The following is a 12,878-nucleotide window of genomic DNA, read 5'->3' on the forward strand; positions in this document are numbered from 1 at the left end:
GTGCAAACAGTTTGGTTCATTGTCTTAACGATAATTGCCCTTCTTGTAAGCGTACTAAACGTTTATAGTACAAGAACAGTATTAAGTAAAGCAAGTAAGGAAGAAGGGGTAGATGCTGAAAAAGAGAAGGGTTCAGCAGTAGTTTTAGTAACTTTATTGTTTATTATGTGTACGGGAACTTCTTTTGTTGCAGGTTCAATGGAGATATCACTAAAACTAATAGGTTATTACATCGGTATAACTATTATTATGTGTTTAGTACCTGTTGTCTTTTTAAAACTAAGAAAGAAACATGAGTTACTTTCAAATCTTGTTCCAGTCTTTGCTATATTTGTGTTATTTTATCCTATGAGTGAACTTATAAATATGATGTTTACAGTATGGAAGGAGATAACAGACATACCATACCCTTATATAAACTTTATTTCATGGTGGTGGGAATAAATCATGCGTAATATGACTGATTTTTCTATTATCATAAACTTCATTGTATTTATTGGACAGCTTATCTTATTTATTAAGTTGTTTCGATTAAAGGCGAATGAAGATTTTGTAAACCACAAACGATTATTAGTATACATGACTTTTGGGATTGTCGTTTTACTAAGTATCAGTTTATCCTTAAACGCTGAATATTTAGTACCGCTTATATTAGGAATCGTTTCAAACGTATTTGCATTTGCTATTTGTATAGCAAGACAGATGTATCGAAAAGAAAGACGAAAAATACTGAAAAGAAGAATTTGGATTATAAGAGACGCATTGATGGTATTTTTCATGTTCTCGAATCTATTGCATATAATTATGGTTATTAAACCAATTATACAAGAGTAGGCAAGGTGATAAGATGTCTTTAAAACTGTTAAACGAGATTATTAAAGATATAGTTGGGGTAGTACTCTTTTCGGTATGTTTGACTATGTTCATGACAGACGATTATAGACCCTTAGTAAAACTAGTAGAAGGATTTACTTATTTGTTTAAGTAAGATAGGAGTAAATGATGTTATTAGACAAGGTAGAAAAGAAAAAGAAACCGTTAATTAAACTTATGTGTTTTTGTGTAGTATGGTTGATAGTCGCATCTTTAATTTGTTCATTTACAAGTTAAACTGAGTATAACTAAGAAAACTAAATCGAGTTAAAGTATTACTTTAGGAGGGGTAAACTTGGATAGGAAAGTAAATGAAGATTTTAAAAGGGAAATGAAAGAAGAAGCAAACTTGAGTCCTTTTGAAACCACTTTATACAATGCAGATGAAGATTGCGAACATGATATTCAACCTTCAAACGGTGGAGGTGTTCATTGTACAAAGTGTAAAGGTTGGTTTTGTTATTGACAACAGGAGGTAAGACAGATTGATTTTACTAGGTGGTTTATTATTTATTGGGCTAACTTTGTTTACGTTCGTGCAAATACTCATATACATGATAATTGTGCTATTCTACGTGAAAAATGATTTATTTTACATGATTGTAGACAGAGCTTTTAGAAAGAAAACAAGCAATTCTAAATACGAAAACTTGAGAAGATTTAAAAATGAATTAATCAAATTATCGGTGATATATTGTATATTTGTAACTTTTTCATTTTTCTTTGGACTTGCTTCGGTTTTATTTTTAACAGTATTACGAGCAGGAACTACAATTTTGTTAATGATTCTTATGTCATATGAGTTAAAAGCAATACGTCAAGAGGAAGACTTATATACTAAAGTATTGAAAATAATCATTTCTCTAGGGGCAGTTGGTTTAATCCTTTTAACTGTTTTCCATACAGTAGAGAAAATGATATACAGATTCTAAACAAATAAGTAGAAAGGAGAAACTATAGAGATAAAATAAACAGTTTCTTTGCATGAATTTAAATAAGAGAGGATAACCAACAATGACAGAATTTTGGAGTTTTATTGGGACAAACATAGAGCCATTATTTCACTTATTTGTGAACATAATGATTTTAGTGTTTCAAGGTATAATCTTAAAAGGATTTACGGAAGACTACTTTAAAGATAGACATCTAAGAAAGTTAAAGTACGATAGAGGTTTTGCCTTGATAACTTTAGGGGCTTTTATCCTCGTTATGATACTTTCAAAACTTATGCACGTATCTATTTACGGTCTTATGGTAGTAGGAACAATCAATACATTATTAATCATCGTTATCATCACATTGGTATTAGAAAACGGTAAAGCGAAACTACTAAACTCATTTATTACATTACTAATCGCTATTTGGGGTGTTGGAAACATTCTTTTAGTTGTTCAGTTAGTAAGAGAAGGAATCGAACTTTGGGGTATGTTAAAGTAGAAATGGGGTGTAAACTTGGATTACGTGTTTCTTGGTATTTACATGGTATTTCAACTTGGAGGTATGATGGTCTTTAGTCTATACCTTATAAACAAAAACCTATTAGAAAATATGTATAGACGAGTAGATACGGAGGATACAGTAGAAAGGTATAGCTTAGAACTGGCATCTATAAGTTTAATTGTTGTATCTGTCATGGGACTTGTACAAACACAACTACACTTCTTACCATACAATACGATATCAGGGGTAGGAACATTACTAGCTATATCTATTACTATGTTTTTCAGTACTGAACTAAGTAAGAAAAAGGTAACTACTCGATTCTCAAAGCATAGAAATAAAGCATACAAACTGTCTTCTATTGTGTGTTTAGCAGGGTATATAGTTACAATCATATTTTTGTTAAAGTAACTATACTTGACAAATTGTTAAACTTATGGTATAATAGTTATATAGTTAAGGAAGGAATTCTTTAATTATATAGCTATTTTTTTTTATTAGAAGTAAGGGAGGTAAACGAGTATGTTTGAAGAAGAAAAAGAAGAAGAAGAGTGTAGTTCTGACTGTGATTTTGAAGGAAGACTTACTTTTATAAACGGTTGTAAATTCCTATCAAACGTAAGTGATGGTGGAGAAAACAGATATATTAAAGTGTGCAATGATTTGGGAATCAAATATCATGTAGAAGCAATCGCATTCGATAGGTGGGGTAGACCTATTTTGGGAAGGAAAATGGTAGGATTCTATATAGATAAAGACTTTAAAGACTTTCAGTTATTTTGGAACAAACTAAAAGAACGAAAAGGAGTGTAGATGGTGTTGAGTATACTAGGAGCTAGATTTAGAAGAGACTTACATGGTCGAAGAATGATAGAAGATTGTCATTTCTTAACTAACTTATCAAACGGGGATGAAAAATTATTCAAACAAGCTTGTGATGAGTTAGGTATTAAGTGTCATATCGAAGAAGTTGTATTCGATGGATTGAATCGTAGGATTGAAGGAACAGACATGGTAGCATTTTATATAGACAAGTCTTTAGCAAACCTAGACGCATTTTGGAAAAGAGTTAGAGAATTAGAAGAGTTGAAGATTTCATAGAATCTTACAAACGAAGTTATTATAATATGCGAATAATGTAATAATAGTAGAGGTGAGAAGGTTGGCTAGTTATACAGAAGACCAGTTAGTAAGAGCAATAGAACTATATAAAGATAAAGCAAACAATGGGATGAGGTTACGAGATATATTAAAAGAGACAAACGTACCTTCAAGTGCTTTATATTCGACTATAAGAGAACAGGAAGTTGAGTTGCAAGGCAAAACAAAAGTTACAGAATACCCTAACTTAGAAAAAGCTTTAGAGTTATACGCAGATAGGGGTAGTAACGGTCTAACTGTTAATAGTATAGCATCTAAATATGGTATTCCAACTTCAAGATTGTATTTAGAAATAGATATTAGAGGTATTAAACCAAGAATGAAGGGAAGAAAATATACAGAAAAAGATGTGCATAGAGCAGTAGACTTGTATATAAATAGACCTACAAATGGTTTAAAGGTTAAGGATATATTAGCACAGACAAGCGTAACACAAACAGCTTTATATGGTGAGTTAAATAGACGTGGTATTGTTAGTATTGATAAGAATAAAGAACAAAAAGATTTAAATTCATTAATGAGACGAAAAGGTAACTTAGATAAAGCGGTAGAACTATTCATTCACAAAGATACATATGGCTTAACTGTTACCAAGATTCTTAAAATAGCAAAAGTAAGTACAACAACGTTATATGGGGAATTAAGAAAACGAGGTTATAAAATAGACTAATAAAGGGAATGGTGAGGAACATGGTTAAAGTATTAGAAACGGATAAACTTGTAGAAGTGGAGATTACTAGAGACCAACAAATCGCTAAAGCAATTGAGTTATATAAGAGTAAGATGAAAGTTAAGGATATTATAAAAGAAACTGGTATTCCTGAGTCTACGTTATACCGTATCTTTAGAGCAAACAATTTAAGAAATCAACCTAGAGATAAAAAGATAGATGTAGAGAAGTTAGAGGAAGCATTAGACTTATTTATAAACAGGGATAAGTTAGGGTTAACTGTTAAGCAAATTGCAGAGAAAACAGGTATTTCCAAACAAACTATTTATGTAGAAGCAAAAGCAAGAGAGGTAAACTTTGAGTTTGTCGGCAAGGGGTATACAAAAGAATCTTTGGAGAAAGCGGTTGAAATGTATCAAAGACCGATACAAGAAAAGATTACACTAAAGAAAATTTACGAAGAGACAGGTGTTTCTAGAAGTGTATTATATAAAGAATTAGAATCACGGGGTATTGAAATCAGACATGGTAATCGTTTATCTTATACCGAAGAGTCTTTAGAAACTTCAGTTCATTTATATAAGAACCGTCATGAACTAGGGTTAGGAGTTTCAGACATTATTGATAGAACAGGTATTTGTATAAACGCCTTACATAAAGAGTTAAGAAAGAGAAAACTAATAAAGGGTAATACAAATAGAAAATACCCTATTAGACTAGTAAACCAAGCAATACGTTTAATCCTTAATAAAGAGAATAATTTTTCAGTTGCTCAAGTATCAGAGCAGACTGGTATTAAGGAAAGCACATTGTTTGCAGAATTAAGAGATAGGGGTATACGATTACGAGAACGGAAGGCGATGTAAGTGGCGTTAGAAGAACAAACTAATTTAGATAAAGCGATACGTTTATACGTAAATAGAAGTAGAACGGGATTAACAGTGAGACAAATATGTAAACAGACTGGAATACCTCTACACACGCTTTATAAAGGGTTAAGAGAACTAGGGTTAGCAATTAAACCGAATAAAAGGGTAGATAAAGAGAAGTTAAATCAAGCGGTTGAATTGTATTTAGAAAAAGAAGAACTAGGGTTGACTGTAGAAGACATTGTAAACAAAGTTGGAGTATCAGCAAGTGTTATTTATAATGAATTAAGAGACAGAGGATACAAATTAAAAACATGTGGTCGTAAATTTGAACAAGAAGATTTAGAAGAAGCGATTTCTTTATTCCTAAGAAAGAAAGAACTAAAGTTATCAGGAGAAGCAATTGCAGAAAGAACTGGAGTACCAAGACAAACAATCTATTGGCATTTAAACAGAAGAGGTTTAAAGTAGGAGGTTACAATGAGTGAGCCAAACCTAGAATTACGAGAAGCAGTTTTTATGTATTTGTATCGAAAAGATTATAATTTAAAACTAGAAGATATCGTAGAGCAAACAGGGGTTGCAGAACAGGATATACTAGATGAATTAGTTAGACTAGGTATACCTTTAGAAATAAACCAACTTCAAAAGTATGCAGCTAGTACGTTAGACGTAGCAATTCTCTTACATTTAGGTAAAGAAACGAATGGAATGTCAGTACAGGATATTGCAAACAAAACTGGCATCCATCGTTCAGCTTTATACAACGAATTAAAGAGAAGGGGTATTTTAGATTTAAAGAGTCTTACACCTGACTATAAGTATGATATGGAAAAAGCAATAGAATTAATACTAAACCGTGAAGAAAACAGGTATAGATTAATAGATATTGAATTAGAAACAGGGGTATCGAAGTCTTCCTTATACCGTGAACTAGAAAACAGGGGTATTGAAGTAGTGAACGGGAATCGGAAAACTTCACAAGAAGCGATAGATGAAGCATTAGACTTATATGAAAATAGAAAAGAAAATGGGTTAACAGTACGTAAAATCATTACCCAAACAGGGGTATCGAGAAGTACTTTATATGCAGAATTAAAGAAGAAACAGGGAGAGAAAAATGAGTAAGAAAGAGTCAAACAAGCTAAGAAAAGCAGTATCAATGTGGGTTTATAGAAAAGACTTAGAATTATCAAATGAGGAAATCAGTCAAGAAACAGGAGTAGCAGTAGACGAACTAGAACAAGAGTTAGTAAGGGTTGGATTAATTTCTATTAATAAGGAATTAAATCGTGCAGTAGATTTATATGTAAACCGTTATAAGCTAGGTTTAACAATGGATGAAATTGTAGAGAAAGAGTGTATATCGAAAAGTACTTTGTACGCAGAATTAAAGAACAGAGGTATTGACTGTAGAAGTATAGGTAAAACTTATACACAAAAAGATGTACATGAAGCAGTATCATTATTCTTAACTCGTGAAGAAACAGGGTTACATGTAAAAGACGTTTTAGAGAAAACAGGCGTACCACATTCTGTATTATATAAAGAGTTACATAGATTAGATATAACTTTAAAGGAAAGTAATGATTCAGCGATTAATCTTGCGATTGAGTTATACGAAAACCGAAAGCAAACGGGTATAAAAGTAATAGATATCTTAGAAAGAACAAAAATATCTAGTCAAACTTTATATAGAGAGATAAAACTAAGAGGTGTTCCATATCGAGGTCGTAGTAAGAAAAAGGTAGCTTAATTATAAACAAGTTGAAAATTAATAGAACTTAATACTAGGAGGATAAACATACATGTCAAAAGGAATTGAGTTTGAAATTGGTAGTTTTCTAGGTGAGTTTGATGTAACAGACTATACAATGAGTCAAGTTGAGAAGTTAGAAGATTACATTGAACAAGCCAATACAATAGCAAACATGAAAACTGGTGAGTTACTAGTTGTAGACGCTATTTATAATGAAATGGTATCTATTTTACGTCAAGTAAAACCGGATTCACATTTATTAACTGAGTTGTGGGAAACTGGTGATGAAGATAACGTTGAAGGTAATCAGTATACAGATTTATTAGTTAAAAACCCGATGAAATCTATCTTAACGGTTAAGTCTTTTAATAGTGCTGAAATGGGTATCTTTAAAAGCAATTATCCTGAGGATGAACCTGTTACATTACATGGTAGTTTAAAAGAGAACGGTTGGGGTATCCGTATTGCTTATATGGACGGTGAATATGTATCAGCAACTTCAAGGGCGAGAGCAAGTGCAGGTAAAGATTTAACAAGGCAAGTTGGAGTTGTATTAGAAAAGAAAGGTTTATTAACGTTAGAAGATGTACCAGACGGATTAGCTGAAGTACGAGGTGAGTTATTACTATCTTTTAACAACTTGGATGAAGCACGAGCATACAATCCAAACATCGTAAGTGCATTCAGTGGGGTAGCAAGTATGGCACGAGACAGTGCAAGTGAAGAGGAAAACGCTTTACTTGATTTCGTAGCCTATACAATAATCCACGAAGACCTAGAATTTGAATCTAAGTCAGAAGAGTACAGGTACTTGAAGGAGTATCTAGGTTTCGAAGTTCCTTTAAACTGGACAATCGAAGATGTAACAATAGATGAACTAGAAGAAGTACTAGAAGACACACTAGCTGAAATTGAGGAAGAGGTATTCAATGAAGCAGAACCGTATGAGTACTTTACAGATGGGGTAGTTATTCAGATAGACGATTATGCTACATTCCATGCTTTAGGTGATGATGGAGGTAAATATAATAAAGGAAACATTGCATTAAAAGTAGGAGCATGGTCACAAGATAATTACTATGGATATGTACAGTATATAGACTTTTCAAAAGGGAAATCAAAACTAAGTCCAGTAGCAATTTTAGGTACTGAGCCAAACCAAGCAGTATTCGAAATAGACGATGAAATATATCAAGGTTTAGACGAAGTAATGGAGTATCACGATATCGAAACTCTAAACTTCAACTTAGCTGACTGTGTTAAGAATTACAAAGACTTAGGAGTAGGTACAGCAAGTGGAAATAAAGTAAGACGGGTTCCATTATATGAAGTAGCAAACATGATTTTACTTGGTATAACGCCAAACTCTATTTTATACTTCAAGTACGGTGGAGAAGCAGGGGTAGTGCCTTGTCGTGAAGACGGCTCTTTAATCAAGGATATTAAAGGTGTTAATTATATAGACGGATTATTTACAGAGGAAGACATTATAGGTTCTGAAGAAGGAGAAGAATGGGCTTAATCTGTAGAGGGTTATAATCAAACGAAAACAAACCGAGCAGAAGTGTTCGGTTTTTCTTTGTTTTGTTCGATTATTTAGAAGACTATATTGACAAAATTAGAAATGTATGGTATAATAGTATTAAGAGTTAAGAAAATATAGCATAGAAAATAATCAAACAGATGGGGAGAGAAAAGGGTTATGAAACAAACAAAGTTGTTCAAAACAATGTGTAAACCGAAACAAAATGGAGTAGCAGGTTACGATGATTTAGACGTTGATGTGCAAATAAATGAGTTTATCGCAAACAATGATATTGATGTAATCAGTATTGAGTTAGCAACTGGTATAGATAGTGAAGGAAACCCATATGACCGTGCATTACTATCATATGATGATAAAGTCAAACAGCCATCAAAAGAGCAATTAAAACTAGCAAATCAAGATACTGAGTTAAAATGTATGTCTTTATCAGAACTAATTGAGTCTAGATTATTGGATATTCAAGAATTAAGTAGTATAGAAGGTTTAGACATACCTTTATTATGGGCAAAACATGGTATTTGGATAGTACATAATCTTCAAAGCCAGTTAGAATTAACAAGACGAGTAGAGGAAAGAAAGAACAAATAAGGAGGTTAAAACTTTGAAGAAAACAAAGAGTTTTACAGGCGCAATCAGGGGTATGAAGGCTGGTTTAGATGTAGAAATTAATAATTTCCTTACAACTCATGGTTATGAGTTACTAGATGTACATTACACAATCTATCATGATGTAAACGGTAACCCAGTTCGAGACGCCTTAATTACATATGATGATAAAAAGGTTCAAGAAGAAGAAGTTACGAACAAAAATCCAGACTTAGTACCTACTTTCATTACAAATGGTGGTATTCCAATCGTAAAGAGAATGCATGAAACAATGATAGAGGAAATCCAAACAATAGAAGGTCTAGAAAAGAACGGAGAAAAAGGTGTTCTTAGACTATGGGAGAAATATGGTCAAAACTTACTATTTTCTCATAATGAAATGGTTCTTATGTTAGAAAAACGATTTAAACAGTTACAAGAACTAGAAAAAGAAGAGTAAGAGGTGTAAATAAGTGAACCAAACAATAGAGTCGTATCCTAAACAAGCAAGCTATTGTGGGGTATGTAATAAAGAAATAGGAGCATACGATAGAGTAGTGTATAGACGAGAAAGAAGTGGTTTATATACATTTTATTGTATGCATTGTGAGGAAGAAGCAAGAAGCTTAAAGGAATGTAAGGTCTGTCAACTACATAGAGCAAACTGTAAGTGTGAAAAGCGCAAAGAAAAGTTATTAGAAAGAGAAAACTATGGTGCTTTAGGTGGTCGAACAAATAGAAAGAAAAAGAAGACCGAAGAATCGAAAAGTAATACATGGTGGACTCATTATCAAAACCAATTAGGGAGAAGGTAAACAAATGGGCGTAAGAAAAGTAGGTAGAAGAAAAATTTCAAATAATGGTGATGCACCACCTTCAAATGGATATCAAACGTATAGTTACGTATCTCCTAAAGTTACTTTAGAGTGTGAGAAACTAACAGAAGACGAGTTAAAAGCATTAAGTAGTGATGTAAAAACGTATCGTGTTGAAGAATTAATCAAGAATAAAGAAGCTATAACGGTAATTGCTGATGATACAAACGGAGTATATTCATTTTTCATTAAGAAGTATGATGTTAAAGAAGGAGACATTGTAAAAGACCCCCTTAGGAGTCGAGTATAAAGTAGTGGTAAAGGTAAGTGACTTAAAAGTATTAGTAAACAAAGTCTAGAGAGGGGTAGCAAGTAATGAAAACCAAAACAGTAAGTGGACTAGCTATTGTTTGTTCATTAGCTATGTTAACTACAGGTTGTGGAAAAGATTCACCAATTAAAGAACAAACAGCAAAAGCAGAAGTAAATGAAATTTTAACCGAAGAAGACTATCTAGGGGTATCAGAGGAAATTGACTACATTAAACCTACTCCAAAAGAGAATAAAGAAGAGGTAGATTATATCAAACCGGCAACTACGCCAAATAGAGTCGCTCAAGGGTTAGAGAGACAGAATGCTAATGATATAGAAGTAGTCGTAAACAAGAAGAACAAGTTACCTGATAATTATAAACCAAAAGATTTAGTTGTACCAAACGTATCTTTTGCTTACGACGGGGTATATGAGAAGTCTCACTTACGTAAAGAAGCGTCAGACTCCTTAGAGAAACTATTTGCACTTGCAGAAAAAGATGGTATCTATTTAAATGCAGTATCAGGTTTCCGTTCGGCTGAGTATCAAACGAAAGTCTATAATGGAAATGTAAAGAAAGATGGAAAAGACCATGCTGATATGTTTTCAGCAAAACCTGGTCATAGTGAGCATCAAACTGGTTTAGTTATGGATGTATCAGCTAAATCATTTGATAACAAGTTAGAGCAAGAGTTTGAACAAACAAAAGAAGGTAAGTGGTTGGCGAAGAATGCTCATAAAACTGGATTTATCATTCGTTATCCAAAAGGTAAAGAAGATGTAACTGGTTATGAGTATGAACCTTGGCATATCCGATATGTAGGAGATATTGCTACTAACCTGTTCGAAAAAGGTCTAACTTTAGAGGAATACAAAGAGCAGAAGGCTACTTACGAGTAAGATTTTAAATTTACTAGTATTTTATAGAAACATAATTAAAACGGAGGTGGAAGAATGGAAGACTTAAATTTCGATTTCCTAAAAGAATTATCTACGCTACATAACGAGATAGTGTTAGGTAGAAAACAAGATTCAGATTTTCATAGTTTTATCTTATCAAACAAAGAAAGATTCAATAACTTGGAATATCTTTCTGTAGCAATGGAACGATTTGAGTTATCAGAAGAGTATATTCAACAAAACTTTGAATCTTGTAAGTTTGTTTATGATTTTATGAAAGAGAACCGCTGTTTAGCATTAAACACAACTGGTCTACGTACTGGAATCCGTTTAGGAATGTTCGAAGACTTTGTAGAAGACATCATGAAACAAGAGAGGTAGTAAGTATGGACATCTTTTTATGTATAACACTAGGAGCATTTCTTGTATCAGGGGCTTTAGTTATTAGAACCGCATACAAGAGAAGCAAAATAGATATACTAGAAACGAGTGTATTCGGTCTATCAGGGCTAATTCTATCGGTAGGTTTAGTAATACTAGTAATTAAGGGGTAGACTTAGAGGGTTTGTTAGAAATAGCAAACCCTTTTTCTTATATAAAGGAATAATATAGCAAACTATGTTGACAAATGATGAAATCTATGTTATAATAAGAGTATAAATTAAGGGAATAAGTAAATAGAAAAGATAAAACAAAGAGATATTGAGAGGAGTAGGAAACATGGAAGTAGTAGAGTTAGCAGTAGTAGAGGAAAACTTAAAACCATTCGCAGGTGTTACAGTAACAGGAGAATGGGAAGAGTGGCATGAAGAAGACGAAAATGGTGTAATGGTAAACAAGAAGTGTTCAAACCTTACAAAAGATGATTGGGACAACTATTCAGCTAGACTACATAATGGTCGTGTATTTTCAACTGATGGAGGTAAAACTTGGTTTGTAAATGAAAACAGTGGATTACCTTTAGATTTTCCTTGTGAGTTACCATCAAAACCGAAAAAATTCGTATTAAGTCATACTGGTTTAGTAGAGGTATCGGGTAAAGAAGCAAGTGACTTTTTACGTAATGGTGGAAAACTATGGTTTGAAGATATGGGTAGTTATTTAACATTTGAACACTACTATGGAGAACCGAAAGTATTTGTTACAACAGAACCATTTCCAATGTATGAAGACGAAGAACCACAACGTGGGCAGACAATGTTTGCACTAGAAAAAGTACAAGCAAAACGATGGTTAAGAGAGGGGTAAGTTAAATGTCAGTAAAGATTTCAATTACAAATGAAGGATAAACACCTAAGTTTGTTACAATAAACGGTACTAAGTTACAACTAATTGAGGGATATGATTTTGTAACAGGAGTATATGGAGTTGACACGATAGAACAAGGTGAAGAACTGATTAATCCTGAGAACAAAGATGTATTATATTATCAAGAATATTGGGGTAAAGGTATTATTTATAGAAACAATATTGAAACAGAATTAGACATGAGTTTCATTCAAACTCAATATTGGTTAGTTAAGTCTAAATAAGAGGTGATAAGTATGTCAAGAGAAATCAAAGTATTTAAAAGTAAAACTGGAATACTAATGGTCAGAGACGTAGAGACAGGTGATACATTACCATTTTCTGAATTAGTGAAAGCAGGTCACGAAGAAGAACTTATTCTTATCCCACAAGAAACAGTTCCTTCTATTACAGTAAACGGTACTAAGCTAGAAGTAGTTGAGGGTTATGAATATGTAACAGGTAGAGACGTAGAACATCATTTACAAGAAGGTGAAACATTATACTTCACTGATTTAGAAGGTTGTATGAAATTAATATACAATAATGGAATAGGTAGACTGTATAGTAATCGAAATAGTCCTTCACTTGTAGAGTCAGGTTACAGAATGGACGAAGTAACTCGTAAGTTTTGGTTAATCAAATCTGAATAGGGGTAGTT

Annotated in this window: 23 protein-coding genes; all 23 read left to right on the top strand. The window is 32.7% G+C overall.

What is annotated here, in order from left to right; all coding sequences use genetic code 11:
- The 23 genes from ASE54_RS25535 (at position 1) to ASE54_RS25635 (ending at position 12,870) form a co-directional block, all read left to right on the top strand.
- Entirely contained in the window at positions 1-444 is a 444-nt protein-coding gene (locus tag ASE54_RS25535) for a hypothetical protein (RefSeq protein WP_001195399.1), read from the top strand.
- 3 nt (positions 445-447) lie between these two features.
- The gene (locus ASE54_RS25540; RefSeq protein WP_001245345.1) at positions 448-834 is read left to right on the top strand and encodes a hypothetical protein; all 387 of its coding nucleotides are present in this window, start codon (positions 448-450) and stop codon (positions 832-834) included.
- Between the two features lie 334 nt (positions 835-1,168).
- Entirely contained in the window at positions 1,169-1,339 is a 171-nt protein-coding gene (locus ASE54_RS36545; RefSeq protein WP_000375398.1) for a hypothetical protein, read from the top strand.
- 19 nt (positions 1,340-1,358) lie between these two features.
- Entirely contained in the window at positions 1,359-1,805 is a 447-nt protein-coding gene (locus tag ASE54_RS25545; protein ID WP_000601808.1) for a hypothetical protein, read from the top strand.
- A gap of 82 nt (positions 1,806-1,887) precedes the next feature.
- Positions 1,888-2,310, top strand: coding sequence for a hypothetical protein (locus ASE54_RS25550; protein ID WP_000134654.1), 423 nt, complete (start codon positions 1,888-1,890; stop codon positions 2,308-2,310).
- A 24-nt stretch (positions 2,311-2,334) separates the two neighbouring features.
- The gene (locus ASE54_RS25555; protein WP_003254815.1) at positions 2,335-2,724 is read left to right on the top strand and encodes a hypothetical protein; all 390 of its coding nucleotides are present in this window, start codon (positions 2,335-2,337) and stop codon (positions 2,722-2,724) included.
- A 111-nt stretch (positions 2,725-2,835) separates the two neighbouring features.
- Positions 2,836-3,126, top strand: a complete 291-nt coding sequence (locus ASE54_RS25560) for a hypothetical protein (protein ID WP_000461296.1) — start codon at positions 2,836-2,838, stop codon at positions 3,124-3,126.
- Positions 3,127-3,414, top strand: a complete 288-nt coding sequence (locus ASE54_RS25565; protein WP_000244408.1) for a hypothetical protein — start codon at positions 3,127-3,129, stop codon at positions 3,412-3,414.
- Positions 3,415-3,466: 52 nt separating this feature from the next.
- Positions 3,467-4,144 carry a transcriptional regulator gene (locus tag ASE54_RS25570; RefSeq protein WP_226790171.1) on the top strand — a complete coding sequence of 226 codons (678 nt, stop codon included), beginning with the start codon at positions 3,467-3,469 and terminating at the stop codon, positions 4,142-4,144.
- A gap of 20 nt (positions 4,145-4,164) precedes the next feature.
- Positions 4,165-5,010, top strand: a complete 846-nt coding sequence (locus tag ASE54_RS25575) for a helix-turn-helix domain-containing protein (protein WP_000241472.1) — start codon at positions 4,165-4,167, stop codon at positions 5,008-5,010.
- Complete coding sequence (locus ASE54_RS25580; protein WP_001162668.1) at positions 5,011-5,484, top strand: TetR/AcrR family transcriptional regulator; 474 nt, start codon at positions 5,011-5,013, stop codon at positions 5,482-5,484.
- 9 nt (positions 5,485-5,493) lie between these two features.
- Positions 5,494-6,141: a helix-turn-helix domain-containing protein gene (locus ASE54_RS25585; RefSeq protein ID WP_001294617.1), complete on the top strand. Its 648-nt coding sequence runs from the start codon at positions 5,494-5,496 to the stop codon at positions 6,139-6,141.
- Positions 6,134-6,769 carry a hypothetical protein gene (locus tag ASE54_RS25590; protein ID WP_000037336.1) on the top strand — a complete coding sequence of 212 codons (636 nt, stop codon included), beginning with the start codon at positions 6,134-6,136 and terminating at the stop codon, positions 6,767-6,769. The genes ASE54_RS25585 and ASE54_RS25590 overlap by 8 nt, the downstream gene beginning before the upstream one ends.
- A 52-nt stretch (positions 6,770-6,821) precedes the next feature.
- Positions 6,822-8,294, top strand: coding sequence for an NAD-dependent DNA ligase (locus tag ASE54_RS25595; RefSeq protein WP_000033420.1), 1,473 nt, complete (start codon positions 6,822-6,824; stop codon positions 8,292-8,294).
- 180 nt (positions 8,295-8,474) lie between these two features.
- The gene (locus tag ASE54_RS25600; RefSeq protein WP_000814873.1) at positions 8,475-8,906 is read left to right on the top strand and encodes a hypothetical protein; all 432 of its coding nucleotides are present in this window, start codon (positions 8,475-8,477) and stop codon (positions 8,904-8,906) included.
- A 13-nt stretch (positions 8,907-8,919) separates the two neighbouring features.
- A complete protein-coding gene (locus ASE54_RS25605; RefSeq protein WP_000751582.1) occupies positions 8,920-9,363 on the top strand; it encodes a hypothetical protein in 444 nt (147 codons plus the stop codon).
- A gap of 13 nt (positions 9,364-9,376) precedes the next feature.
- On the top strand, positions 9,377-9,718 hold the full coding sequence (locus ASE54_RS25610; protein WP_001076828.1) for a hypothetical protein: 342 nt from the start codon (positions 9,377-9,379) through the stop codon (positions 9,716-9,718).
- 4 nt (positions 9,719-9,722) lie between these two features.
- Positions 9,723-10,028, top strand: a complete 306-nt coding sequence (locus ASE54_RS25615) for a hypothetical protein (protein ID WP_000538973.1) — start codon at positions 9,723-9,725, stop codon at positions 10,026-10,028.
- A 65-nt stretch (positions 10,029-10,093) separates the two neighbouring features.
- The gene (locus ASE54_RS25620; protein ID WP_000853162.1) at positions 10,094-10,930 is read left to right on the top strand and encodes a M15 family metallopeptidase; all 837 of its coding nucleotides are present in this window, start codon (positions 10,094-10,096) and stop codon (positions 10,928-10,930) included.
- 54 nt (positions 10,931-10,984) lie between these two features.
- A complete protein-coding gene (locus tag ASE54_RS25625) occupies positions 10,985-11,311 on the top strand; it encodes a hypothetical protein (RefSeq protein ID WP_000389803.1) in 327 nt (108 codons plus the stop codon).
- A 5-nt stretch (positions 11,312-11,316) separates the two neighbouring features.
- On the top strand, positions 11,317-11,484 hold the full coding sequence (locus ASE54_RS35960; RefSeq protein WP_153578733.1) for a hypothetical protein: 168 nt from the start codon (positions 11,317-11,319) through the stop codon (positions 11,482-11,484).
- Between the two features lie 166 nt (positions 11,485-11,650).
- Positions 11,651-12,178: a hypothetical protein gene (locus ASE54_RS25630; RefSeq protein ID WP_000454231.1), complete on the top strand. Its 528-nt coding sequence runs from the start codon at positions 11,651-11,653 to the stop codon at positions 12,176-12,178.
- A 296-nt stretch (positions 12,179-12,474) separates the two neighbouring features.
- The gene (locus tag ASE54_RS25635) at positions 12,475-12,870 is read left to right on the top strand and encodes a hypothetical protein (RefSeq protein ID WP_000085750.1); all 396 of its coding nucleotides are present in this window, start codon (positions 12,475-12,477) and stop codon (positions 12,868-12,870) included.
- Positions 12,871-12,878: the final 8 nt, after the last annotated feature.

This window comes from Bacillus sp. Root131, from assembly GCF_001429475.1.
GTDB classification, from domain to species: Bacteria; Bacillota; Bacilli; order Bacillales; family Bacillaceae_G; genus Bacillus_A; species Bacillus_A thuringiensis_S.

Excerpts from the sequence above, each read along its gene's own strand:
- ASE54_RS35960 (WP_153578733.1), top strand. The coding sequence starts at position 11,317 with ATGGACATCTTTTTATGTATAACACTAGGAGCATTTCTTGTATCAGGG.
- ASE54_RS25565 (WP_000244408.1), top strand. The coding sequence starts at position 3,127 with ATGGTGTTGAGTATACTAGGAGCTAGATTTAGAAGAGACTTACATGGT.
- ASE54_RS25590 (WP_000037336.1), top strand. The coding sequence starts at position 6,134 with ATGAGTAAGAAAGAGTCAAACAAGCTAAGAAAAGCAGTATCAATGTGG.
- ASE54_RS25630 (WP_000454231.1), top strand. The coding sequence starts at position 11,651 with ATGGAAGTAGTAGAGTTAGCAGTAGTAGAGGAAAACTTAAAACCATTC.
- ASE54_RS25585 (WP_001294617.1), top strand. The coding sequence starts at position 5,494 with ATGAGTGAGCCAAACCTAGAATTACGAGAAGCAGTTTTTATGTATTTG.
- ASE54_RS25625 (WP_000389803.1), top strand. The coding sequence starts at position 10,985 with ATGGAAGACTTAAATTTCGATTTCCTAAAAGAATTATCTACGCTACAT.
- ASE54_RS25635 (WP_000085750.1), top strand. The coding sequence starts at position 12,475 with ATGTCAAGAGAAATCAAAGTATTTAAAAGTAAAACTGGAATACTAATG.
- ASE54_RS25615 (WP_000538973.1), top strand. The coding sequence starts at position 9,723 with ATGGGCGTAAGAAAAGTAGGTAGAAGAAAAATTTCAAATAATGGTGAT.
- ASE54_RS25575 (WP_000241472.1), top strand. The coding sequence starts at position 4,165 with ATGGTTAAAGTATTAGAAACGGATAAACTTGTAGAAGTGGAGATTACT.
- ASE54_RS25620 (WP_000853162.1), top strand. The coding sequence starts at position 10,094 with ATGAAAACCAAAACAGTAAGTGGACTAGCTATTGTTTGTTCATTAGCT.
- ASE54_RS25550 (WP_000134654.1), top strand. The coding sequence starts at position 1,888 with ATGACAGAATTTTGGAGTTTTATTGGGACAAACATAGAGCCATTATTT.
- ASE54_RS25600 (WP_000814873.1), top strand. The coding sequence starts at position 8,475 with ATGAAACAAACAAAGTTGTTCAAAACAATGTGTAAACCGAAACAAAAT.
- ASE54_RS25560 (WP_000461296.1), top strand. The coding sequence starts at position 2,836 with ATGTTTGAAGAAGAAAAAGAAGAAGAAGAGTGTAGTTCTGACTGTGAT.
- ASE54_RS25595 (WP_000033420.1), top strand. The coding sequence starts at position 6,822 with ATGTCAAAAGGAATTGAGTTTGAAATTGGTAGTTTTCTAGGTGAGTTT.
- ASE54_RS25540 (WP_001245345.1), top strand. The coding sequence starts at position 448 with ATGCGTAATATGACTGATTTTTCTATTATCATAAACTTCATTGTATTT.